This window comes from Halomonas chromatireducens (assembly GCF_001545155.1).
In the GTDB taxonomy this organism is placed as follows: Bacteria; Pseudomonadota; Gammaproteobacteria; order Pseudomonadales; family Halomonadaceae; genus Halomonas; species Halomonas chromatireducens.
Genome location: NZ_CP014226.1, coordinates 2392952 through 2416082, shown reverse-complemented (window position 1 = coordinate 2416082; position 23131 = coordinate 2392952). Strand labels below are relative to the sequence as shown.

Below are 23131 nucleotides of genomic sequence, written 5' to 3'. Positions count from 1 at the left end.
TCCATCCAAATCCTGTGTAGCGGGCATTAAACCTGCCCGTAGCGCCCCGCCTGCTCGCCCAGCCAGCGGCGAATCAACGGCTGGCTGGCCTCGGGGTGGCTGGCTAGCAGCGCATCGGCCAGCGGCGAGACCCGCTCCAGCAGGTCGGCGTCACGTTCCAGGTCGGCGATCTTCATCTGGGCGAGTCCGGTCTGGCGGGTGCCCAGCACCTCGCCGGGGCCGCGCAGCTCCAGATCCTTCTCGGCGATACGGAAGCCATCGGTGGTTTCGCGCATGACGCCCAGCCGCTCCCGGGAGTGGGCCGAGAGCGGGCCGCGGTAGAGCAGAACGCAGAAGCTCTCGGTGGAGCCCCGCCCGACCCGGCCGCGCAGCTGATGAAGCTGTGATAGCCCTAGGCGCTCCGGGTTCTCGATGATCATCAGGCTGGCGTTGGGCACATCGACCCCGACCTCGATCACCGTGGTGGCTACCAGCAGGTCGAGCTCGCCGGCCTTGAAGGCGTCCATCACCGCGGCCTTTTCCGTCGCCTTCATGCGCCCGTGGACCAGACCGATGGCAAGCTCCGGCAGCGCCTCGCCGAGCTCTGCGTGGGTCGCCTCGGCGGCCTGGCACTGCAGGGCTTCGGACTCCTCGATCAGGGTGCAGACCCAGTAGGCCTGGCGCCCCTCGGCGCAGGCATGGCGGATGCGTGCCACCACATCGGGCCGGCGCTCGTCCGGGACCACCACCGTCTTGACCGGGGTCCGCCCCGGTGGCAACTCGTCGATGATAGAGACATCCAGGTCGGCATAGGCGCTCATCGCCAGGGTGCGTGGGATCGGCGTGGCGGTCATCACCAGTTGATGGGGGGTCAGGCCGCCGGCCTCGCCCTTCTCGCGCAGCGCCAGGCGCTGGTGTACGCCGAAGCGGTGCTGTTCGTCGACGATGGCCAGGCCCAGGCGCTGGAAATGCACGTCTCCCTGAAACAGGGCGTGGGTTCCTACCACCATGCGCGCACGGCCGTCCTGGATGGCGGCCTTGGTATCCAGCCGTGCCTTGCCCTTGAGCTTGCCGGCCAGCCATGCGACTTCGATGCCGAGCGGCTCGAACCAGGCGCGGAAGGTCCGGTAATGCTGTTCGGCCAGGATCTCGGTGGGCGCCATCATCGCCGCCTGGCAGTCGCCGCCAATGGCCGACAGCGCCGCCATGGCCGCCACCACCGTCTTGCCCGAGCCCACGTCACCCTGGACCAGGCGCAGCATGGGCACCTCGCGGCCCAGGTCGGCGCCGATCTCGTCGAGCACCCGGCGCTGGGCGCCAGTCAGCGAGAAGGGCAGCTGGGTGAGGAAGCGCGTCTGCAGGCTGCGTCCGCCAGGCAGAACCGGGGCGCCGTCCTGCTGGATGCGCAGGCGTACCTCGCGCAGGCTGAGGCGGTGGGCGAGCAATTCTTCCAGGGCCAGCCGCCGGCTGGCGGGATGCAGGCCGCTGGCCAGCTGGTCGGGGTCGGCATCCGGCGGCGGTTGATGCAGCACCTTCAGGCAGTGGTGCAGCTCGGGCAGGCCGAAGCGCTGTCGAAGCGAGTCGGGTAGCCAGTCGGGAAGCGCCTCGGGGGCGGCGTCGAGCTGCCCCAGCGCCTGTTCGATCAGCGCCCTTAGTCGCGTCTGGTGGAGCCCTTCGGTGGTGGGATAGATCGGCGTCAGGTGGTCCTCTACCGGCGGGGCATCGGTGCTCAGCAGCCGGTACTCAGGATGATAGATCTCGAGTCCGGTGGCGCCGGCCCGGGCCTCGCCGAAGGCGCGTATCCTCGCGCCCGGACGAAATTGCTGCTGCTGGACTGGCGAGAAATGGAAGAAGCGCAGGCTCAAAATACCCGATCCGTCGCGCAGCCGCACCAGCAGGCTGCGACGCCGGCCGCGCACCACTTCGCTGGCCATGACCTCTCCCTCCACCACGGCTTCGTGTCCGGCACGCAGGGTGCCGATGGGCGTGATACGGGTACGGTCCTGATAGCGCAGGGGCAGGTGAAAGAGCAGGTCCGCCACGCAGGCCACACGCAGCCGGGCCAGCTTCAACACCAGCGCCTCGCCAACGCCTTTGAGAGAGGTGACCGGCGCGTGGAGCGCATTCATGTCAGCGCTCATGCCGTCTCGGGGAGTGCCTCATGACACTGTGTGATGGCATTGGTCACAGCGTCGATGGCGCGCGGTCGCGGGAAGCTGGCTCGCCAGGCAATGGCCACGGTGCGCGAGGGTGCCGGGGCGCTGAACGGCCGGCTGGTGAGCAGGCCAGTCTCGTAATGGACGGTACCGATAGCGGAGCGGGGCAGTACCGTGATGCCGAGCTTGGAGGCCACCATATGCCGGATGGTCTCCAGGGAGCCCCCTTCGGCCGTCAGGGTGTTGTGGGGGCTGTTGAGCTTGTGGCTGATGGCCGGACACGCCTCGAGTATCTGGTCGCGGAAGCAGTGCCCTTCACCCAGCAGCAGCAGGCGCTCGTTGAGGAGGTCCTCCTTGTCGATATGGTCGCGCTGGGCCCAGGCATGGTCGGCGGGGATCAGCACCTCGAACTCCTCGTCGTAGAGCGGCTTGGTGACGACGTCGGTTTCGTTGAACGGCAGTGCGATGATGATGGCGTCGAGTTCCCCGCTCCTCAGCTTGTGACGCAGGCTGGCGGTGAAGCCTTCCTCGATATACAGCGACATCTGCGATGCGCTGCGTGCCAGTGCCGGCACCAGGTGCGGGAAAAGGTAGGGGCCGATGGTGTAGATGGCACCGATGCGCAGGGGGCTGGCCAGTTGATCCTTGCCGGCGTTGGCCAGCTCCTTGATCACGCTGCTCTGTTCCAGCACACGCTGGGCCTGCTCGACAATCCTCTCACCCATGGGGGTCACCTGAACGGTGGACTTGGAGCGTTCGAAGAGTGCAACCCCAAGCTCCTCCTCGAGTTTCTTGACCGCCACCGACAGGGTCGGCTGGGATACGAAGCAGCGCTCAGCGGCGCGGCCGAAGTGGCGCTCCTGCGCCAAGGTTACGATATAGCGAAGTTCTGTTAGAGTCATGGTTGGTGCCCTTCGGGCATCCTCTCGGACGATAGATGTATGGATATCAATAGGGACTTTTTATCAGGGGGCGAGAGAAAGGTGAAGAAAACGACATTGATTCTAGGTTGTGGCGATATCGGCATGGTACTCGGCGGCGAGCTGATCGCGGCGGGTCATCGGGTCATTGGTGCTCGACGCGGGGTAGCGGCACTGGAGGGCAGCGGCATCGAGCCCCTGGCACTGGACCTCAGCGACGAAGCTGCACTGGCCAAGCTTCCCGACGCCGATTTCGTGGTCTATGTACTCAGCGCCGACCGCTTCGAGGAGGCCGCCTACCGTGCCGCCTATCTCGATGGTCTCCAGTCGGTACTGCGTACCTACGAGGGGCGCGATAGCGCGCCGCAGCGAATTCTGTTCGTCTCTTCAACCAGCGTCTACAGCCAGAAGGAAGGCGAGCTGGTGAACGAAGAGAGCCCTGCCGAGGCACCCGGCTTCTCCGGGGTGCTGATGCGGGAAGCGGAACAGGCTCTTCATGATAGCCCGATACCCGGCACGGCGGTGCGCTTTTCCGGCATCTACGGGCCAGGCCGTGACCGCCTGATCCGACAGGTGCTGGAAGGCCGCATTGCGCCGGCGACCCCGCCCATGTACTCCAACCGCATCCATCGCGACGACTGTGCCGGCGTGCTCAAGCACCTGATCGAACTCAGCGAGTCAGGAAAGCCGCTGGAGGACCTCTATCTGGCCAGCGACTGCGCCCCGGACCCGCTCTACGAAGTCATGGCCTGGATGGCGGGCAAACTCAAGGTGGAGCCCACGGAAGTCATCCAGGCGCCGTTGCGCAAGCGTGCCAGCAAGCGCTGCGACAATACCCGACTGCTTGAGACCGGCTACACCTTCCGCTACCCCAGCTACCGTGACGGCTATGCCCAGGTGATGAAAGAGGGTGGCTTCCTGCCGGAGCCGGTCTAGGCCGGTTCACCGTTGCGAGCGCTCGGCGATAGTCCAGAGTTGATACCTCGAAGCCATCGCCGGGTCGCTTGATGCTGCGTTTGATTCGCTGATCGCTCCGCCAGCCACATGCAGGTCGGCTTCACTGTCGGCGATCGTCTGACAGCCCAGAGCGGGAGCATCGGTATTGTCCGAAGTGCCTTGCTCTCCATTTGTTGGAGCGCCAATAATTGGTAAGCGAATTATTGGTGCGCTTTTTCTAAGGCCTCAGCCCTTCGATACGGCCAGGGTGCGGTAACGCGCACCGTGTTTATCGGTGAGGGATTGGATCAGCTCAACTTCCTTATACGGCCAGCCAAGGTCCAATTCTGGAAAGCAGTCAGTATCGAGTGAGGCAGCGCGCCGCAGCAGAGTGACATGAGGGACGAACCTGCCTGGACGGCCGGTCAAGCCACGGGCCTCCAGGCCTTGCCAGAGCTCGTGCTGCAGCTCTTCCAGCGTCGGGTCGGGTGCCTGGCTCCCGACCCAGACGATACCGGGGCGCTTGAAGCAGCCCCAGCCGTCGAGGCGCCACTCGCCGGGCGCGATGGCAAGGCCCTGCACCCATTCGGCGAGCTCGAGGGCCTGCCCCTCCTCAACCTCGCCGAGAAAGGCGAGCGTCAGGTGCAGGCTCTCGTCCGGCATGCGTCGCCCGCCGCAGCGGGCGTGGGCGAAATCCGCCAGCTCACCGAGCCGCCTGCGCAGCTCGGGCGGCGGGGTTAGGGCCAGGAAGAGTCGCATCGATTAAAGCCGAAAAGGATGGAGTCGCGTCTCGAGCGCAGTAGCGAGTCCGCCTTTCCTAGTCGCCGATGACCATTACAGCTTCCGCCTCGAACTGGGCGCCCTTGGGCAGCGCCTTGACGCCCACCGCGGCGCGGGCAGGGTAGGGCTTGTCGAAGAACTCCTCCATCACCTTGTTGACGATGGCGAAATTGTCCAGATCCACCAGGTAGAGGTTGAGCTTGACGATTTCGCCCAGCGAGCCGGCGGCCTCTTCGCAGACGGCCTTGAGATTGGTGAATACCTGACGGGCCTGGTCCTCGAAATCGTCGGACACCAGCGCCATGGTGGCCGGATCGAGGGGAATCTGGCCGGATAGATAGATGGTATTGCCGGCCTTGATCGCCTGGGAGTAGGGGCCGATGGCAGCGGGTGCCTTGTCGGTGTTGATGACGGCCTTGTTGCTCATGGAGAAGCTCCTTCTGTTCGTAGTGAATGAAAAGTGGGATCGTCGAAGTGACGCTGCTGACCGCACCATGGGCGGCCAGTGGATCGAATGACGTCAGTTGCCGACGCGGGTGATCTTGCCGACCTGTGGCAGGTTGCGGATACGCTTGATGATACGGGCGAGATGCACACGGTTATGCACCGCCAGGGTCAAGTGGACGATGGAGAGGCGTACGTCGCGCTCCTCGATGCCGATGCGCTCGATATTGGCATCGGCATCGGTGACCAGGCTGGCCAGTTCGGCAACCAGGCCACGGCGGCTCTCGATTTCCAGTCGCAGGGCCACGGGGAAGTCCTCGTCGATATCGGCGGACCACTCCAGGGCGAGCAGCTTGTCGGGGTCGCTCTTCAGCTCATCGAGATTACGGCATTCGGTGCGGTGTACCACGATCCCTTTGCCCACCGAGAGGTGCCCGATCACCGGGTCGCCGGGCAGCGGGTGACAGCAGCGGGCAAACTTGATCACCATGCCTTCGGCACCGCTTATCACGATGGGACCGTGGGGCTGTAGGGAGCGCGGGCTGTCGTCGGCTTTGTCGCCGTGGAGGGCATCGACCAGGTGCCTGGCCACCACATAGGCTACCCGTGTCCCCAAGCCGATGGCCTCCAGCAGGCTATCCTCCTGCTTGAGCGACAGGTCGTCCAGCACCTGAGGCAGGACGTGCTCCGGTAGCTCTTCCAGGCTGGTCTCGAATTCGCTCAGAGCCTTGTTGAGCATCCGTCGGCCCAGTTGCACGGCTTCGGTATGCTGCTGGTGCTTTAGCGCATGGCGGATCGCCGAGCGTGCCTTGGCGGTAACCACGAAATTGAGCCAGGCGAGATTGGGTTTGGCGCCGGGAGCAGTGATGATCTCTAGCGTCTGGCCGCTTTCCAGGCGGGTGGAGAGCGGAGCCAGGTGACGATCGATGCGACACGCGATGCAGTTATTGCCGATGTCGGTGTGTACCGCATAGGCGAAGTCGATGACCGTGGCGCCCTGGGGCAGCTCCATGATGTCGCCGCGAGGCGTGAAGACATAGATGTCGTCGGGAAACAGGTCGTTCTTGACGTGCTCGATGAACTCCAGCGAGTCGCCGGCGTGGCGCTGCATTTCGAGCAGGCCCTTGACCCACTCCCGGGCGCGGGCGTGGCTGCCTTCGGCGATGGGGTGATCGGTCTGCCCCGCCTTGTAGAGCCAGTGGGCGGCGATGCCGTTGTTGGCCATGGCCTCCATCTCGCGGGTACGGATCTGTACCTCAATCGGCATGCCACCGCTGCCGAACAGGGTGGTATGCAGGCTCTGGTAGCCGTTCGCCTTGGGTATGGCGATATAGTCCTTGAAGCGCCCGGGAACCGGCTTGTAGAGGTTATGCACCACGCCGAGGATGCGGTAGCAGCTGTCGACGTCCTCGGTGATGATGCGAAAGCCGAACACATCCATGATCTCGGCGAACGGCTTGCGCTGGTCGCGCATCTTCTTGTAGATGGAAAGCAAGTGCTTCTGGCGACCGATCACTGTGCCGGAGAGTTGTTCGTCATCGAGGCTCTGCTGCAATGCGTTCTGGATCTGGCGGATCGCCGAGCGGCGATGACCGCGGGCGCTGGAGACGGCGCGCTTGATGCGCTCGGCACGCATCGGATGCAGTGCCTGAAAGGAGAGGTCCTCGAGCTCCACCCGGATGGTGTTGATGCCCAGCCGGCTGGCGATACGGGCGTAAATTTCAAGGGTCTCGCGGGCGATGCGGCGCTTTTTCTCGGGACGCAGGGCACCCAGGGTGCGCATGTTGTGCAGCCGGTCGGCGAGTTTGACGATAATGACGCGAATGTCCCGCGACATCGCCAGCACCATCTTCTGGAAGTTCTCGGCCTGGGCGACCGCCTTGTCCTCGAAGGTGATCTGGGTCAGCTTGGATACGCCATCGACCAGTTCCGCCACCGGCTTGCCGAACTGTTCGGCAAGCGCTTCCTTGGAGACCCCGGTATCCTCGATTACGTCGTGCAGCATGGCCGACATCAGGCTCTGATGGTCCATATGCATGTTGGCGAGGATATTGGCAACGGCCAGGGGGTGAGTCACGTAGGGCTCGCCTGAACGCCGCCGCTGCCCGTCATGGGCCTGCTCGGCGTAGTAGAAGGCGCGCTTGACCTGCTGGATCTCGTCGGAAGGTAGGTAGCCGCCGAGTCGGTCGGCCAGGTCGTCGATGGTGAACATTAGCGCGCCTTGAGTGCTGGCCTTACTCCTCGATGGCGATGCCCGGTTCGCCTTCATGGCGAATTCGGACCGGTGCCTCGATCGGCTCGTCCAGCACGCTCTTGTCGACCAGGCCGGCGGCAATTTCGCGCAGGGCCATCACGGTGGGCTTGTCGTTTTCCCAGGGCAGCTGGGCGTCGCGGGAGCCGCGAGCGAGTTGGCGAGCGCGCTGGGTGGAGATCATCACCAGCTTGAAACGGTTCTCGACGTTTTCCAGACAATCTTCGACGGTGACACGCGCCATGTAGGTATTCCTGAAAAGCAGTGGATGTCCCCGGCCGCAACCGGAAATTCGAAATGGAACAGGACAGACTAGATTACTCGACGTCCGGCGTCCCTGACAAGCGCCCGTGGCTGGTCAGGACAAGCCACACAGCCGTTATGACAAGCGCCCGGGGCTGGTTATGATAAAAGCGCCGCCAACAGCGGGCCGTGCTCTTTCTGAACCCGGGCAAGGCTCAAGCGTCGGCTGATCACCAGCGACTGCAGTTCGCGCAGGGCGGTGGTGAAATCGTCGTTGACCACCAGGTAGTCGTACTCGTCGTAATGTGACATCTCGCTGACTGCATCGCGCATGCGTCTGGCGATGGTGGCGTGCTCGTCGGTGCCGCGGCTGGCCAGGCGGCGCTCCAGCTCGTCACGGGAGGGCGGCAGGATGAAAATCGATACCGCATCGCGCATCTGCTCGCGTACCTGGCGGGCGCCCTGCCAGTCGATCTCGAGGATCACATCCTGTCCGGCATTGAGCATCACTTCAACCGATGGGCGCGACGAGCCGTAATAGTTGTCGAACACCCGGGCGTATTCGAAGAACTCGCCGCGCTCGATCATTGCCTCGAAGGCCGCCACGTCGACGAAATGGTAGTTCACCCCGTCAACCTCGCCACGGCGTTGTTTCCGGGTAGTATGCGACACCGAGACCTGGATGCCGTCGAGGCTTTCGATCAGCTCTCGCACCAGTGTGGTCTTGCCGGCGCCGGAGGGGGCGGAAATGATGAAGAGCGTACCCTGGGGCATGGTCAGCATCCCTGATTGGCAACTGGGTGGAGCGGCGTGTGCCGTGAGAAAAGTGCGAAGTATCGCATGAATCCGCATCGCGCTGAATCGTGTCGGGTCTTGTGAACTCCTCGAGGCCGATTGATGAAGGCATCTGGAGGGTCCATGAGTCAGCAGCGGAACACCAGCGAATCCTAGAGAGGAGAGGTCCTCTGGTCACGGAGGGGCGTTCCGTCACCAAGAGCGCCACCCCTCAAGCCTGTACCAATGGATATAGCCTAGCTGTAGGGTCCCGGATGAATTGCTGAAGAAGCTCCCTCGCTGCTAGCAGAGGATAACTTCTATAGGCGATCCGATCATCCGGGACCCTACACCTAGATGCAAATAGAGCAGATAGGCTGAATCACCCGGCCTCCGACAAGACTTTGCGGACCTTGGCCGCCAGCTCCTGTCGGCGGTAGGGCTTGCTGAGCAACTGTACTCCCGGGTCCAGCCGGCCATGATGCACGATGGCATTCTCGGTATAGCCGGAAGTGAAGAGTATCTTGAGGCCGGGCCGAAGAACGCTGGCACGGTCCGCCAGCTGACGGCCGTTGATGCCGCCGGGCATGACAACGTCGGTGAACAGCAGGTCGATGTCGGCCTGGGTTTCAATGATCGCCAAGGCGTGTTGTCCCGACTCCGCACTGGTGACCCGATAGCCAAGTCCTTGCAGCAGGGTAGCGACATACCGGCGCACCAGGGCGTCATCTTCCACCACCAGGATATGCTCGTCGCCGCCTTCGACCGGGGACGAGGTCGCTGCGCAGACCGCCATCCCCGCCCCCGTTCGGGAGCGGGGAAAGTAGAGTTTGATGGTGGTCCCTTCGCCAACCTCAGAGTAGATCTTGATATGCCCCGCGGATTGCTTGACGAAGCCGTACACCATGCTTAGACCCAGGCCACTGCCCTGGCCGTCCTTCTTGGTGGTAAAGAAGGGCTCGAATGCCTGCCGGGCGACATCTTTTGGCATCCCCGTTCCCGTGTCGGACAGGGAAATCAGCACGTACTGCCCTGCCTTGACCTCCCGGTGATTGTCCGCGTAGCTGTCGTCCAGCATTGCGTTGGCGGTCTCGATGGTAAGTCGTCCCCCGCCGGGCATGGCGTCACGGGCATTGAGGGCCAGGTTGAGGATCGCCGATTCGAGCTGGCCGGCGTCGACCTCGACGCTCCACAGCCCACCGGCCTGAACACGCTCGATTTCGATGCTTTCGTGAAGGGTCCGTCGCAGGAGATCTTCCATTCCCGCCACCAGGCGGTTGACGTTCAAGACTTGGGGCTCCAATGCCTGGCGACGGGCAAAGGCCAGCAGGCGATTGGTGAGCTCGGCCCCGCGTGTTGCAGCACTTGCCGTCATATCAGCCAAGGCGCGCAGCTGGGCGTTGCCGGCCAGTTCCTCCGTGAGTAACTCGGCGTTCCCCAGGATCACCGTCAAGAGGTTGTTGAAATCGTGGGCCACGCCGCCGGTGAGTTGCCCCACCGCCTCCAGCTTCTGGGCCTGGCGAAGCTCTTCGGCTACCTGTCGCTGCTGAGTGATGTCCTGCATGCTACCCAGCATCCGCACGGCTCTGCCGTTACTATCCCGCAGCACAAAGCCGCGGTCGATCACGGTGCGGGCGCTCCCGTCCGCGTGCAGGAAGCGATATTCGTCGACCCAATTGCTGGCATCGCCATCGACCACCTCGTGGACACCGGCCAGGACGGCTTCCCTGTCCGCCTTGTGGATCCGAAGGGCCCAGGACTCGGGCCCGGGCTCCATCCGGCTTCGATCATGGCCGAACAGGGTCTCGATACTCTCGTTCCACCAGACCTTGCTTTGCACCAGGTCCCAGTCCCAGATGACGTCGTGGGTGGCCCGGGCCACCAGGTGGAAGCGCTCTTCGCTGAGGCGTGTGTTCTCCTCCAGGCGCTTGCGCTCGGTAATATCCCGTTCTACGGCGACATAATGCGTGGGATGGCCTGCTTCGTCGGTCAAGGGCACGATATCCAGTTCAAGCCAGTAAGTGTCGCCCGCCTTGGTGTAGTTGACCAATTCCTCCCGGATCGGCGACGCGCGGCGCAACGCGGCCTTGATCCGGTCCAGGGCCGCGCGGTCTGTCCCGGGCCCCTGCAAGAGGCGGGGCGTGGCGCCGATGATCTCATCCCGGCTAAAACCGGTCAGCCGGGTAAAGGCCTCATTGACATAGACGACCCGGGGCCCCTCGGGACCATCGATGGGCGCCGCTTCGGTGATCAACAGCATGTCGTTCTGCCGGGATACGGCGGCTTCCAGCAGGCGCAACTGTTCCTCCCGCTCGCGCTCCCGACTGATATCCGAGAAGTACACCGCCAGGCCGTTGGGCACGGGATGGGCGTCGACCCGGAAGATCGCATTCAGTGGCTGGAAGTGGGCGGTAAAGTGCTCGCTCTCCTGCCGCGCCAGGGCTCGCAGGTAATGATCCTGGAAATAAGGGGTGTCCTCGAAGGGGAATGCGACGTCCAGGGGTTTGCCGATCATTGATTCTCGAGGTTGTTCCAGCACCTTTTCTGCCGCAGGATTGGCGAAAACGAAGCGCAGTTCTTCGTCCAGCAGGATGAAGGGGTCTCGCATGTTCTCCAGGGTGAGATGCAACCTCTGGGTCAATTCCTCGTAGGCGCGGCGTGCCCCGATCTGGTCGGTAATGTCCTGGAACCCCCCCTGTACCGCGACGATTTCCCCCTCCGGGCTTCGTTCCGCCTCCCCCATTGTCCGCACCCAGCGCCGGTTGCCCCGGGCGGTGATGATCTGCAGAACTTCGTCGAAAGGCGTGCCGGTTTCAACACAACGGGTAAATACCCGAGAAATCGTGTCGCGATACTCGGGGGCATAGAACTTGATCGCCTCTTCGACGGCGTATCGCGGCGGTACCCCGTCGATCTCGTGAATGGTGGCGGTTTCTTCCGACCATTCGACAACGCCCTCCTTCATGTTCACCCGCCAGCCGCCTAGACTTGCGGCCTTTCCGGCGATCCGCGATAGGCTCTGGCCACGGGAAAGGGCAGCGGCGGTCACCTCCTGATCCGTCACGTCCTGGACAACGCCGGTCAGCTGGCGCCGCCCGTCGACCTCCGCCAGCTCCGCCAGCCCTTTGACGTAGATGATGGCTCCATCCGGCCACAGGATGCGATGCCGAAATTCGAAGTGATCGCCGGGATCGGCCAACCACTCCTCCAGGTTGCGCACCAAGGCCTCCCGGTCCGCGGGGTGCACCAGCTTTAGATAGCCTTCCACGTCACCCACCTCGAACAACGTATCGACGCCGTAGATGCGATGGACGTCGTCCAGCCAGGTCAGCCGCCGGGTGTGCAGATCCATTTTCCATACGCCGAGTCCCAGCAGGCGCTGTGCCGCCCTCATGTAACTCGTCTGCTCGGCGAGCCTTTCATAGGCCGTCCGCAGCTCCCGAGAACGCAGGATGATATCCTGGCGCAAGTGGGAGGCCCGGTCCTCCAGCGCGCTCAGGGCTGGCTCTTCGCCCGCCTCCCTGACGAAGTCGGTGACGTCTTCGACCCGGTGAATGATCAACTCGACTTTGCCATTCGGCCCGTTCACGGGGGTGTTGACCGGGCTCCAGAAGCGTTCCTCGAAGCCCCCGCCCTGGCTCGCTGGGCGGGGGATGGGGTATCGCAGAACGGCCATGACATCGGTCAAGCCACTGGCTTCTACCTGGGAAAGGGAGGCGCGAAGATGGCGTGTACCGTCCGCTTCGGGGTCGTTCGGGTCATCCGGAAACACCTTGAACAACGGCTTGCCCAGGATGGCCGCCCTTTCGGTCATGGTGGCCTGCAGGTAAGCATTGGAAACGGCGACGATCCGATAGCTTCCGGGGTTGAGCACAAGAATCCTGCCGGGTGCCGCTTCGAAGAGGGCGCGGAAAAAATTCTCGCTGGTAGTTGTGCTCCATGGTAAGCCTTGCTGCTCTGATACTTGTGGCGCCAGCTTTTCCGCTCCCCCGTACCCGATGTCGCGCATCGACACCACCAGCATCTCGGCGGAATCGGTCCCGTGTAGCCGCCAGTGAACTTGTGCCTCGAGAACCTCACCGCCCCGGCACGTTATGCGCCAGCTATCTTTCGCTTCTCGGGATCGTTGTGGGAAGTCTTTCACCGCCGCCCGCAATCCGGCCAAGTCTTCGCCCGGGACGATGTCCGGAATCATCTTGGTGTCCGGGAGCCCGGGACCGTAGTGGAAGGTCTCAACAGCAGCGCGATTGGCGCCCTGGATCGTCAGGCTCACCGGGTCACAAATCCATACCGGGTCGGAGACGGTATCGAACAGGGCTGCAATCTCTAAAGGTCGCCGGGAAAATGCTTCCATCACTGACTCCTGAGCTGGGACCCGGACAATAGATCGTTGTTTTCTTTACTGTACTGCGTCAGGGACCCGCAATAAGCCGCGCGATATGCAGATGCGGCCTCTGCAAGTCCTGGTGCTCAACCAAGGAGTTGCCAGGCTTCTTCCAGGCGTTGCTCGAAGGGGCCTTTACCGGGGGGAAGCGCCGCCACCCGAATGCTCGGCATGAATCTGGCCTTGTCGGATGCCTGGTTTTCGTTGTGGTGCTCGACGGCCAGATGTAGCTGTTTAGCGATGTCATTTACCCTTGCGAGATCGGCGCCCATCAACAGGGCGGTGATCTCGGTGGCTCGATAGCGGCCCGTGAGGTCGGCATGCTCGGTGTGTTCGCTCATCAGCGCGGCTAGGTCCCGCAACTGGCGGTCGCCGGTGTCCCGGCCGAAATCCTTGTTGACTGAGGGGAGCTCCTCGAGCCTGGCCGACACCAGGGCCATGGGTAGCCCGAGGCGCTGGCACAGCTGGCAGGCCGCTTCGGCCTGCTCGCGAAAGCTCGTGCGATTGAGCAGTCCCGTGCAGGCGTCATAGCCATCCGTCGAGGAGAGCGCCAGCTCATTCTCGACCATGCCGGCTAGGTCATCGAGAAGCACGGCATCCTCTTCCCCGAAGGTCCGGGGCTCGGGGTCGACCAGGCAGAGGGTGCCGACCTTCTCGCCACTGCGCAAATAAAGTGGTCGACCGGCATAGAAGCGGATGAAGGGGGCGCCCACCACACCAGGATAGTCGCGTAAGAAGGGGTGTTCATGGGTGTCGGGTACTGCCAACAATTCGTCGCGCTCCAACGTCTTCCGGCAGAAGGCGATATCGCGCGGGGTCTCCGTGAGGTCGAGTCCCTGCTGGGACTTGAACCATTGTCGGTCACGATCCAGCAGGCTGATGAACGCCGTGGAGACACCGAAGAGGCGGCAGGCCAGCCGCGTGAGGCGATCGAAGCGTGCCTCGGCGGGGGTGTCCAGCAGATCCAGGCCTTCCACCGCCAGGAGTCGGCGCTCCTCACGCTGTGTCTCGCGGGTGGTGAACCAGTCGAGGACCTCCTCCGGCGGCAGGGGGCGCGAGATTAGATAGCCCTGGGCCAGATCGCATTTCAGCTCGTCGAGATAATCGAGCGTTTCCTGGTCCTCGACCCCTTCGGCGGTGGTATTCAGGCACAGGCTACGGCCGAGTTCCACCACCGAGCGGATCACGGCTCGGGACTCCTCCGAATCGGTGGCCGTCATCACGAATTGCTTGTCGACCTTGATCTCCGAGAAGGGCAGGCGGACGAGCTGTACCATCGAGGAGTAGCCGGTGCCGAAGTCGTCGATGGATAGTTGGAAGCCCTGCAGGCGCAAGCGGGTCAGGGTATCCAGGGAGGTGGTGGCATCCTGCATGGCGCTGGTCTCGGTCAGCTCAAGCACGATGCGCTGGGGCGTGATGCCACGCTCGCGACACAGCCGCAGGATGGCATCGAACAGCTCGCTATTCCCCAGGGAGCGCGCGGAGATGTTCATCGATAGCGAGATCGCCTGCAGGACATGCTGACCGACACGCCTCACGGTCTCCTCCGAGGAGAGCTCGGCCAGCCAGTCGAGGGCCTGCTTGGTGACCTGCAGGGTGAGGCGATCGATCAGGCCAGCGGCCTCGGCCAGGGGAATGAAGACATCCGGGGGAATGGCACCCAACTGGGGATGCTGCCAGCGGGCCAGGGCCTCGAAACCCACGAGAGTGCCGGTCCGGCAGCGGATCTTGGGCTGGTAAGCCAGGCGGATCTGGCCCAGCGTCAACGCCTGTTCCAGATCCTCTACGCTGGCTTGCCGAGGCAGAGTTCGCTTGCCAGGCAAGGCCTCGACGAGGTCCCCTTCCATCTCCAAGGCCTTATGCAGAAGCTCGCGAAGGCCCACGGCCGAGAAGGGCTTGGCGATGACGCCGACGATATCTAGGCCGTGCTCTCTCGCCGAACGCCCGGCGGCATCCAGTATCCGACTGCCTCCCCCGCTGGTGATGATCAGCCGGGCCTGACTGCCCCGCCTGGCCAGCTCGGCCATCACCGTCACGCCGTCCATTTCCGGCATGATCAGGTCGATGGCCAGGATATCCGGTTGCCAGCGCGTCACCTCGTCGAAAAAGGTGGCCGAAGACGTGAGGTGGCGCGCCTCGAAGCCGGCGAAATTGGCGATGCGCGCGATGGTCTCGCCGGTCATCGCCTCGTCGTCCAGGATCAGCAGCCGGGGCGGCGTTCCCTTGCCGGGTGCGTCAGTCTTCATCCAGGGCCTCCCTGATGAGTCTCAAGAGGGCGACGGGGCGATAGGGCTTGCCGAGGAATCGCACCCCCTCGTCCAGCCTGCCGTTGTGAATGATGGCATTCTCGGTATAGCCGGAGGTGTAGACCACCTTGAGGTCGGGCCTGAGCCTGAGGGCGGCAGTCGCCAGCTCCCTGCCGGTCATGCCACCCGGCATCATGACGTCGGTGAAGATAAGCTGGATGGTGGTGTCCGCGACCAGCATCGCCAGGGCGCTGGGACCATCCTTCGCCTGCCGCACACCATAGCCAGCGGCCTCGAGCTGTGCCACAACATATTCCCGCACCGTCACATCGTCCTCGACCACCAGCAATATCTCGCAACCCTTGAGACTCGCCGTGTCTCTAGCTGTAAGCTTGGGATCGGAAACGGCTTGCTGGATGCGCGGCAGGTAGAGCTTGATGGTGGTCCCTTCACCCTCCTCGGAATAGAGATTGACATGCCCGGCGGATTGCTTGAGGAAACCGAAGACCATGCTCAGGCCCAACCCCGTGCCCTTGCCCTTCTCCTTGGTAGTGAAGAACGGGTCGAAGACCCGTTCCCGAATGGTTTTCGGGATACCCGTCCCGGTATCGCTGACCGCGATGCAGACATAGTCGCCCGGCACCAGCTCAAGGTGTTCATCGGCGTACTGCGCCGAGAGTGATACATTTTGGGTCTCGAGGGTCAAGTGGCCTCCATGGGGCATGGCATCCCGGGCATTGATGGAGAGGTTGAGAAGAGCGCTCTCGAGCTGGGAAGGATCGATGTTGGCCGCCCAGAGACCTTGCCCCGGATGGAAGCGTAGCTCGATCTGCTCGCCCAGGGTCCGTCGTAGCAGCTCGGTCAGCCCACGGATCAAGCGATTGATATCGGTGGGTTGCGGGGCCAGCGCCTGACGACGAGCGAAGGCGAGGAGGCGTTGGGTCAGGTCGGCACCGCGCTGGGCGCTCTCGGCGACGGCCTGAACCAGCGGCGCCAACTGGGTATCCTCCGCCAGCGCTTCGCCGAGCAGGTCGGCATTGCCCATCATCACGGTCAGCAGGTTGTTGAAGTCGTGGGCCATGCCGCCGGTCAGATGACCGATGGCTTCCATGCGCTGCGCTTCCTGGAGCTGGGCCTCGAGGCGTTTCTGCTCGGTGACGGTACGAAAATAGACCGCCAGGCCCTCTTCGCCCGGATAGGCATTGACCTCGAACCAGTGGGTGAGGGGAGGGAAGTAGAAGGTGAATTGCTGCGCCTCAGCCGTTTCGATGGCGGCGTGATAGCAGGCCCAGAGCTCGCCTTCCCGGGCCTCGGGAAACGCCTCCCAGACGTTGCGCCCCAGGAGCTCGGCCGAGGAGCGTTCAAGCACGCGCTCGGCCTGGTGATTGAGGTAGGAGAAACGCCAGTCCTCGTCAAGGAGGTAGAAGGCGTCGCTCATGTTCTCGAGGCTGCGGGTCAAGCGTTGGGCCAGCGAGTGCTGGCGTGCTTCGGCCTCACGATGGGCGGTGATGTCCTCGATGACCGCCACCAGGCTGACGATGGTGCCGTGCATGTCGCGCTGGGCGGAGACACTGTTCCGGCACCAGACAATCCCACCGCGATAGTCCAGCATGCGCTTCTCGATGACGAAACTATCTTTCTCGCCAGCGAGCAGGCACCTGAGCTCGTCGAGATTGCTCTGTCTATCGTCGGGATGGGTGAGGGAAAGAAAGTCCGTGGCCCTCAGGGCTTCCTCGGTATAGCCGAGCATGTCGCAGAAGGCCTGGTTCGCATACAGGAAGCGGCCCAGGGTGTCGGCCTGCACGATGCCGGTGGCGGCCTCGGCGAAGAGGCGGCGCCAGTGCTCTTCGCTGCTGCGATGGCGCTCGAGCAGGGTCTTGAGCTCCCGGGCACGGGCGATCAGCTCCAGGTTCGAGGGTTCGATGCTAGGCGCGTCGTTGAGATAGTCGGTCACGTCCTCGGTGCGGTGCAGTATCAGCGACAAATGTCGTTGCTCGTCGAAGATCGGGACATTGATGGGGCTCCAGTAACGCTCCTCGAAGCCTCCCGTCGCGGGATCGGGAATTGGATAGCGCAGGACAGGCATGGTGTCGGGTTGGCCATAACGCTTGACCCGTTCCAGAGAAGCGATTATTTCCTCGATGCCTTCGGCATTCGACCGGTCGGGCGTCACCGGGAAGACGTCGAACAGCTGGCGACCGATGATGGCCTCACGGTCGGTATGGGTCGCCTCAAGGTAGGCATCACTGACGCCGACGATTCGGTAGTCGTCGGCGGTCAGGACCAGATAGAGCCCCGGGGCGGATTCGAAGATGGCGCGGAACTGCGACTTCAGCGCTTGTTCACGGGCCAGCAACTCGCGGTTGTACCGTTCGAAGGCATTGCGTTCAGTGACATCTTGCACCACCGAGAGCACCGAGACCACGCGGCCCTGATCATCGATCTGGATGGAGTTGTGCCATTCGCATTCGACCAGGGACCCGTCCCGGGTCAGGTTGCGATTGGTCGAAACGTTCTGCGGAGCGACACCAAGGAGCAGCTGCTGGATGACATCGGCAACTGACTCGGCATCCTCGGCATGAACGAAGGCGAAGTCGAAGGGATGCCTGCCGATGACCGCCTCGGCCGGCCAGCCGAAGAGTGCCTCGGCATGCTTCGACCAACGCAAGATGTGAAACCTGCTATCCCACTCGATCACCGCCAGGGGCAGGTTGTTGAGATGGAAGCTGAGCAGCTCGTGGGCACGATGCACGGATTGGCCGCTTTCACCTGGGTTCTCGGGCATTGTGTCGATCTCCGCGATGAACGAGTCTGGCTTGTTCGCAGGGAAAACATCCCCCGGCATGGTAGCAAGACGCCACTCCAGGGGAGCGGTATCGATGGGATCAGCGTCATGCGTCGTTCATGTGCAAGCGAAGGGCCTTACTCTGACGCATAGTCAGTGCCGTCGCATCCGTGCTCCTTGGCTTGATGGGCATAGAAGGCGTCGTTGGCATACTCCATCCCCATGCCTCATACATACGGGTATGAGGCGCGGCGCTTGATAGTTCTACGCCATTCATCTCTGGATAGTGACCGAGCCTGTCTTGGTGGGCAAGGTACTTAATCCAGGATGACGCCACGCGGCATTTTCTGGATACTGCGCGCAGTGAACCGTAACGGCTTTCTCGGAGACCCACTGGTTTGAGTCAGGCTGCCTTCGATGCCCTCCAGCTTGTGATTCAGGCATCGCTCAGCGACATGCCCAGACATGCCCACATGCCAGTAAGCTGCGGTCAGCTCGGTCTTGCACACCCCAGGACGAGCAGCAGGGCGCAGGTGAGGTAATTGTTGCGGCGACATCACTCGATATTCTGGATCTGTTCGCGCATCTGTTCGATCAATACCTTGAGCTCCACTGCGCAGCGGGTGGTGTTGGCGACCACTGACTTCGATGACAGGGTATTGGCCTCGCGATTGAGCTCCTGCATCAGGAAGTCGAGCCTGCGTCCCATGGGGCCTTTCTGTTTCAGCTGGCGCTCCACTTCGCTGACGTGGGTCGCCAGACGGTCGAGCTCCTCGTCGACGTCGGCTTTTTGGGCCAGTAGTACCAGCTCGGCCTCGAGGCGCTGAGGGTCGAGCTCGGCCTTGACCGTCTCGAGCCGCTCCAGCAGCTGGGTACGCTGACGCTCCAGTATCGTCGGCATCAGGCGGCGCACCGCGATTACCTGCTCGCGCACGCCGACCAGCCGGTCGCGGATCAGGGCGGCAAGTTTCTCGCCCTCCCGTGCCCGTGCCTCGATCAGCTCGTCGAGAGCCGCCTGAAAGAGCGCATTGGCCTCGGCCTTCACCGCGTCCAGGTCCACGCCCTGGGATTCGAGCACGCCGGGATGGTCCAGCAGCGCCAGGGCGTCCGGCATTGGCGACTGGGGAAGGGCTTCGCGTACCTCGCCGAGGGCCTGGGCGAGGGCACTTAGGCGCAAGTGGTTGACCGCCAGCGTCTCACTGACGCTGGTTGGATCGAAGCGAAGGTTGCACTCTACCTTGCCGCGGCCCAGCCGGGCGCGAAGCGTCTCGCGGAAGGCGGGCTCCAGGTCGCGCAGCGCCTCGGGCAGCCGGAAATGGGGCTCCAGGTAGCGTTGATTCACCGAGCGCAGCTCCAGCTGAAGGCTGCCCCACTCGCCTTCCCGGCTCTGCCGCGCGAAAGCGGTCATGCTGTGAACTCTGTTGCTGCTGTCAGCCATAGCGACTCCCCGATACAGCGAGCTGCGGCCATTCAGCCACAGCGGGTGAAATGTCTGGCAAGGAGTGTACCCGATTCGGTGCGCCGACCGTGTAGAATGGCCGCTTTTCCAACCTCACCCCCAACCCAAGTATTGAGAGGTAACATGGCTTCTGACCTCAAGCGCTCCAGTGGACGACGGCCCGACCAGCCTCGCGAGATACGGCTCACCCGTGACTACACGCGACATGCCGAGGGTTCCGTGCTGGTGGAGTTCGGCGACACCAAGGTGCTGTGCAACGCCAGCGTGGAAGCCGGGGTGCCGCGATGGCTGCGCGGCAAGAGCCAGGGGTGGGTAACCGCCGAGTACGGGATGCTGCCGCGCGCCACCCATACTCGCGGCGGTCGTGAGGCGGCCCGGGGCAAGCAGGGTGGCCGGACGCTGGAGATCCAGCGCCTGATCGGACGCTCGCTGCGTGCCTCGGTGAACCTTAAGAAGCTGGGCGAATTCACCATTACCGTGGATTGCGATGTCATTCAGGCCGATGGCGGCACCCGCACCGCCTCGATCACCGGCGGCTGCGTGGCGTTGATCGATGCGATCCGCTACCTGCAGCGCGAGAAGAAGATCAAGGGCGACCCCTTCGAGCAGTTGGTCAGCTCGGTGTCGGTGGGTATCGTCAAGGGCGTGCCGGTGGTGGATCTGGATTACCCCGAAGACAGCGGTGCCGATACCGACATGAACGTGGTAATGGCCCAGAAGGGTGGCTTGATCGAAGTGCAGGGCACCGCCGAGGCGGGCACCTTCTCCCGCGCCGAGCTCAACGCCATGCTCGACCTGGCCGAGAAGGCCGGCGCCGATCTCTTCGCCCACCAGCAGGAAGCGTTGGGTATTCGTCGCTAAGGTTATCCCAATGACAAGGGGAACGCTGATTTATGTCGCGAGCGATGAGAGGCTGGCCGCCGCCGGAGCGCAGCTCCCGGAGTGTAGCCCGCTACATGAGGAGAGCGAGCACCGCCGGCGGTCAGGATATCGAGCGCAGCAATAAATCAGTGTTTTCCTAAAGCATTGCGCCGGCCTTGATAGGCCGGCGCAATGCGTTCCGGGCAGGCCCGGCCGCGACGAAAGGGAAAGCGTCAGAGCGTCAGGTCGTACTCGACGAACAGCGGAGCGAACTCGCTGAAGGTGGCGTCGTAGTCGATCCAGGCGTCGGTCACGTGTCGACGCAGGTTGGGGCCGACGATCTGGTAGTCGATGCGCCAGCCTTCCTGACGCGAGCGCGGCTCGTCCTGGTCGAGCTTGGGCCACCAGGTGTATTCGCCGGCGTCGCGGTTGATCTCGCGGAAGGTATCGATGAAGCCGGTGGGACCGAACACCTGGTCCATCCAGGCGCGCTCCTCGGGCTTGAAGCCCGGGGTCGCCTGGTTATCCGCCCAGTTTTCCAGATCGATGGTCTTGTGGGCGATGTGCCAGGTGCCGCAGATGATGTACTCGCGGCGCTTGCGGGCCATCTTCGACAGGTACTCCTGATACTGCGCCATGAAGGCCTGCTTGGCGGCGTAGTCGCTGCCGTCGGGCATCAGGAAGCTGACGATGCTGAAGCGGTCGTAATCAGCCTGCAGGAAGCGGGCTTCATGGTCGCACTGGGGAAAGCCCAGCCCGTACATGATCGCCTTGGGAATCTTGCGGCAGTAGATACCCACGCCGGAGAAACCGTCCTGCTCGGCATCCAGGAAGTAGCCTTCGTAGCCTTCCGGATAGAGAATACTGTCGTCCAGCTCGAAGCTCTTGGCCTTGAGGTTCTGGACGCAGATGACATCGGCATCCTGTTCGGCCAGCCAGTCGAGGAAGCCTCGACCGACGGCTTCTCGGATTCCGTTGACATTGATGGTGGCAATTTTCATACATGGTCCCTTTGACGTCGCGCGTGTATGATACCCGACGTTTCGACGTTTGGGTAAATGGCCCGCAGCGATAATCGTGATAAGGCGCAGATTCCAGTGAATTTCGGGCCTGTAGAGAGTGAGGGAAGCGCCGTGTCGGCCAGCATGCAAGCCTACCAGCGAAATTTTATCGAATTTGCCATCGAACAGGGCGTCCTGAAGTTCGGTGAATTCACGCTCAAGTCGGGCCGTGTCAGCCCCTATTTCTTCAATGCCGGCCTGTTTCGCAGCGGCCGCGCCCTGGCCCGCCTGGGCCGCTTCTACGCCAGTGCCATCGAGGCGAGCCAGCTGCCGGTGGACGTGCTGTTCGGCCCCGCCTACAAGGGTATTCCCCTTGCGGCCACCACCGCGGTGGCATTGGCCGATCATCATGACCGCGATCTTCCCTTCGCCTTTAATCGCAAGGAGGTCAAGGCGCACGGTGAAGGTGGTAATATCGTCGGTGCCGAGCTGGCAGGACGTATCCTGATCATCGATGACGTCATCACTGCCGGCACCGCCATTCGCGAAGTCATGGCACTGATCGAGGCCGCCGTGATGACGCCAAGCTCGACCGAACAGGCGGCCATGTCATCTTCCTTGATCGCTGAAATGAAGGCCTGGACGCCCGAGTTCAGCTCACGGATGGGCTGGCCGAACATCGAGGCAGAAGTGTCCAGCACCAGCATGCAGGCACAGCGAGGAGAGGGGTTTTCGATCAGGTCGCTGCTGCTGTTGAGTTGGTATGTCGCCATCGGCGGCTCCTCGTATCGTGACGCCTGGCACCGTTCCGGCCAGACGAATCCGAGACTACCACAGCCCATGCCGGGATGCCCCGCCAGCTTGGCCAGATCGCCAACGCCAGGCTGAAACGATTCGCACCCCTGCCCTTGAATCATGGGCCAGTCACCCGCATCTATCGAACAAATTCACCTTCATGAAAGGTCTGTGCCCATGTCCATCGTCGATCCCCGCAGCGGTGCCCCCCTGACGCCCCCGGAGCCCGCCCCATCGCCTGCCGCTGCCCCGAGCGATGAGCAGCTGATCATCGATGTCGATCGCAACAATATCCAGCAAGTGCTGGAGTTCTCCACCCAGGTGCCGGTACTGCTCGACTGCTGGGCCCCCTGGTGCGAGCCCTGCAAGACCCTGATGCCCATCCTGGAAAAGCTCACTCGGGAGTACAATGGCGCCTTCATCCTGGCCAAGCTCAATATCGAAGACAATCAGGACATCGCTGCGCAGCTGGGCGTGCGTTCGGTCCCCGACGTCAAGCTGATCAGCCAGGGCGGCCTGGTCGACCACTTCCAGGGGGCGCTGCCCGAGAAGGAGATCCGCGAGTGGCTGGGGCGCTATTTCCCCGCCCCGGAAGACGCCCCGGCCAGCCCCGAGGAACAGGCCGCCGAGGCCCTGGCCCAGGGCGACGCCGAGACGGCCCGCACTCTCTACGAGGAGCTGGTCCAGCAGCATCCCGAGCATTACGCCTACCAGGTGGAGCTGGCGCGGGCACTGGTGGCCCAGGAGCGCAGCGGGGAGGCCCTGGCACTGCTCGACAACCTGCCACCCGAGGAGCGAGACGCGGCACCGGCAAGAGGGGTGCGTGCCAGCGTCGAATTCAGGGAGGAGGCACCCACCGGTGAGGAGCTGGAAGCCCTGGCCGGGCGCGACGACAGCGAAGCGCAGTTCAAGCGCGCGCTGCGCCAGGTGGCCGACGGCCACTACGAGGCGGGGCTGGAAGCGCTGCTGAAGCTGATGCAGGCGGACCGCGCCTATGGCGACGACGTTGCCCGCAAGACGCTGCTGAGGGTCTTCGATGCCCTGGGGGCCGAGCATCCCTTGACCGTGACCTACCGTCGCCGGCTCTTCACCCTGCTCTACTGAGCCCGACGCTATC

16 protein-coding genes are annotated in these 23131 nt (G+C 63.3%); 4 read left to right on the top strand and 12 right to left on the bottom strand.

All coding sequences use genetic code 11. The features are described from left to right. Positions 1–26: 26 nt before the first annotated feature. A complete protein-coding gene (gene recG / locus LOKO_RS11225; RefSeq protein ID WP_066449068.1) occupies positions 27–2108 on the bottom strand; it encodes an ATP-dependent DNA helicase RecG in 2082 nt (693 codons plus the stop codon). A gap of 8 nt (positions 2109–2116) precedes the next feature. Then, entirely contained in the window at positions 2117–3037 is a 921-nt protein-coding gene (locus LOKO_RS11220; RefSeq protein WP_066449066.1) for a hydrogen peroxide-inducible genes activator, read from the bottom strand. 81 nt (positions 3038–3118) lie between these two features. On the opposite strand from LOKO_RS11220, the gene LOKO_RS11215 reads away from it, so the two are divergent. After that, entirely contained in the window at positions 3119–3991 is an 873-nt protein-coding gene (locus LOKO_RS11215; RefSeq protein ID WP_066449064.1) for an NAD-dependent epimerase/dehydratase family protein, read from the top strand. 246 nt (positions 3992–4237) lie between these two features. Here LOKO_RS11215 and thpR read toward each other — a convergent pair whose 3' ends face one another. From thpR to LOKO_RS11170, 9 genes are all read right to left on the bottom strand, one after another. Then, on the bottom strand, positions 4238–4750 hold the full coding sequence (gene thpR, locus LOKO_RS11210; RefSeq protein WP_066449062.1) for an RNA 2',3'-cyclic phosphodiesterase: 513 nt from the start codon (positions 4748–4750) through the stop codon (positions 4238–4240). A 58-nt stretch (positions 4751–4808) separates the two neighbouring features. After that, positions 4809–5198, bottom strand: coding sequence for a RidA family protein (locus tag LOKO_RS11205; protein WP_066449054.1), 390 nt, complete (start codon positions 5196–5198; stop codon positions 4809–4811). 93 nt (positions 5199–5291) lie between these two features. Further along, the gene (locus tag LOKO_RS11200) at positions 5292–7427 is read right to left on the bottom strand and encodes a RelA/SpoT family protein (RefSeq protein ID WP_066449051.1); all 2136 of its coding nucleotides are present in this window, start codon (positions 7425–7427) and stop codon (positions 5292–5294) included. 22 nt (positions 7428–7449) lie between these two features. Then, the gene (gene rpoZ, locus LOKO_RS11195) at positions 7450–7710 is read right to left on the bottom strand and encodes a DNA-directed RNA polymerase subunit omega (protein WP_066449048.1); all 261 of its coding nucleotides are present in this window, start codon (positions 7708–7710) and stop codon (positions 7450–7452) included. 158 nt (positions 7711–7868) lie between these two features. Next, positions 7869–8483 (bottom strand): guanylate kinase, encoded by a 615-nt coding sequence (gene gmk / locus LOKO_RS11190; RefSeq protein WP_066449045.1) that lies wholly within the window; start codon positions 8481–8483, stop codon positions 7869–7871. A 382-nt stretch (positions 8484–8865) separates the two neighbouring features. Continuing rightward, positions 8866–12837, bottom strand: coding sequence for a PAS domain S-box protein (locus LOKO_RS11185; RefSeq protein WP_066449040.1), 3972 nt, complete (start codon positions 12835–12837; stop codon positions 8866–8868). 116 nt (positions 12838–12953) lie between these two features. Continuing rightward, positions 12954–15113, bottom strand: a complete 2160-nt coding sequence (locus LOKO_RS11180; protein WP_066449038.1) for an EAL domain-containing protein — start codon at positions 15111–15113, stop codon at positions 12954–12956. Next, on the bottom strand, positions 15103–17898 hold the full coding sequence (locus LOKO_RS11175; protein WP_158509941.1) for a hybrid sensor histidine kinase/response regulator: 2796 nt from the start codon (positions 17896–17898) through the stop codon (positions 15103–15105). The genes LOKO_RS11180 and LOKO_RS11175 overlap by 11 nt, the downstream gene beginning before the upstream one ends. Before the next feature lie 556 nt (positions 17899–18454). After that, a complete protein-coding gene (locus LOKO_RS11170) occupies positions 18455–19336 on the bottom strand; it encodes a YicC/YloC family endoribonuclease (protein ID WP_066449035.1) in 882 nt (293 codons plus the stop codon). Between the two features lie 144 nt (positions 19337–19480). Between LOKO_RS11170 and rph the strand changes: the two genes are divergently transcribed. Next, the gene (rph, locus tag LOKO_RS11165) at positions 19481–20218 is read left to right on the top strand and encodes a ribonuclease PH (RefSeq protein WP_066449028.1); all 738 of its coding nucleotides are present in this window, start codon (positions 19481–19483) and stop codon (positions 20216–20218) included. Between the two features lie 233 nt (positions 20219–20451). Here the strand turns inward: rph and LOKO_RS11160 are convergent, their stop codons facing one another. Then, positions 20452–21219, bottom strand: coding sequence for an exodeoxyribonuclease III (locus LOKO_RS11160; RefSeq protein ID WP_066449027.1), 768 nt, complete (start codon positions 21217–21219; stop codon positions 20452–20454). A gap of 144 nt (positions 21220–21363) precedes the next feature. Between LOKO_RS11160 and pyrE the strand changes: the two genes are divergently transcribed. Continuing rightward, on the top strand, positions 21364–22107 hold the full coding sequence (pyrE, locus tag LOKO_RS20735) for an orotate phosphoribosyltransferase (protein ID WP_470303297.1): 744 nt from the start codon (positions 21364–21366) through the stop codon (positions 22105–22107). Between the two features lie 84 nt (positions 22108–22191). Next, the gene (locus LOKO_RS11150) at positions 22192–23118 is read left to right on the top strand and encodes a tetratricopeptide repeat protein (protein ID WP_066449025.1); all 927 of its coding nucleotides are present in this window, start codon (positions 22192–22194) and stop codon (positions 23116–23118) included. Positions 23119–23131 lie beyond the last annotated feature (13 nt).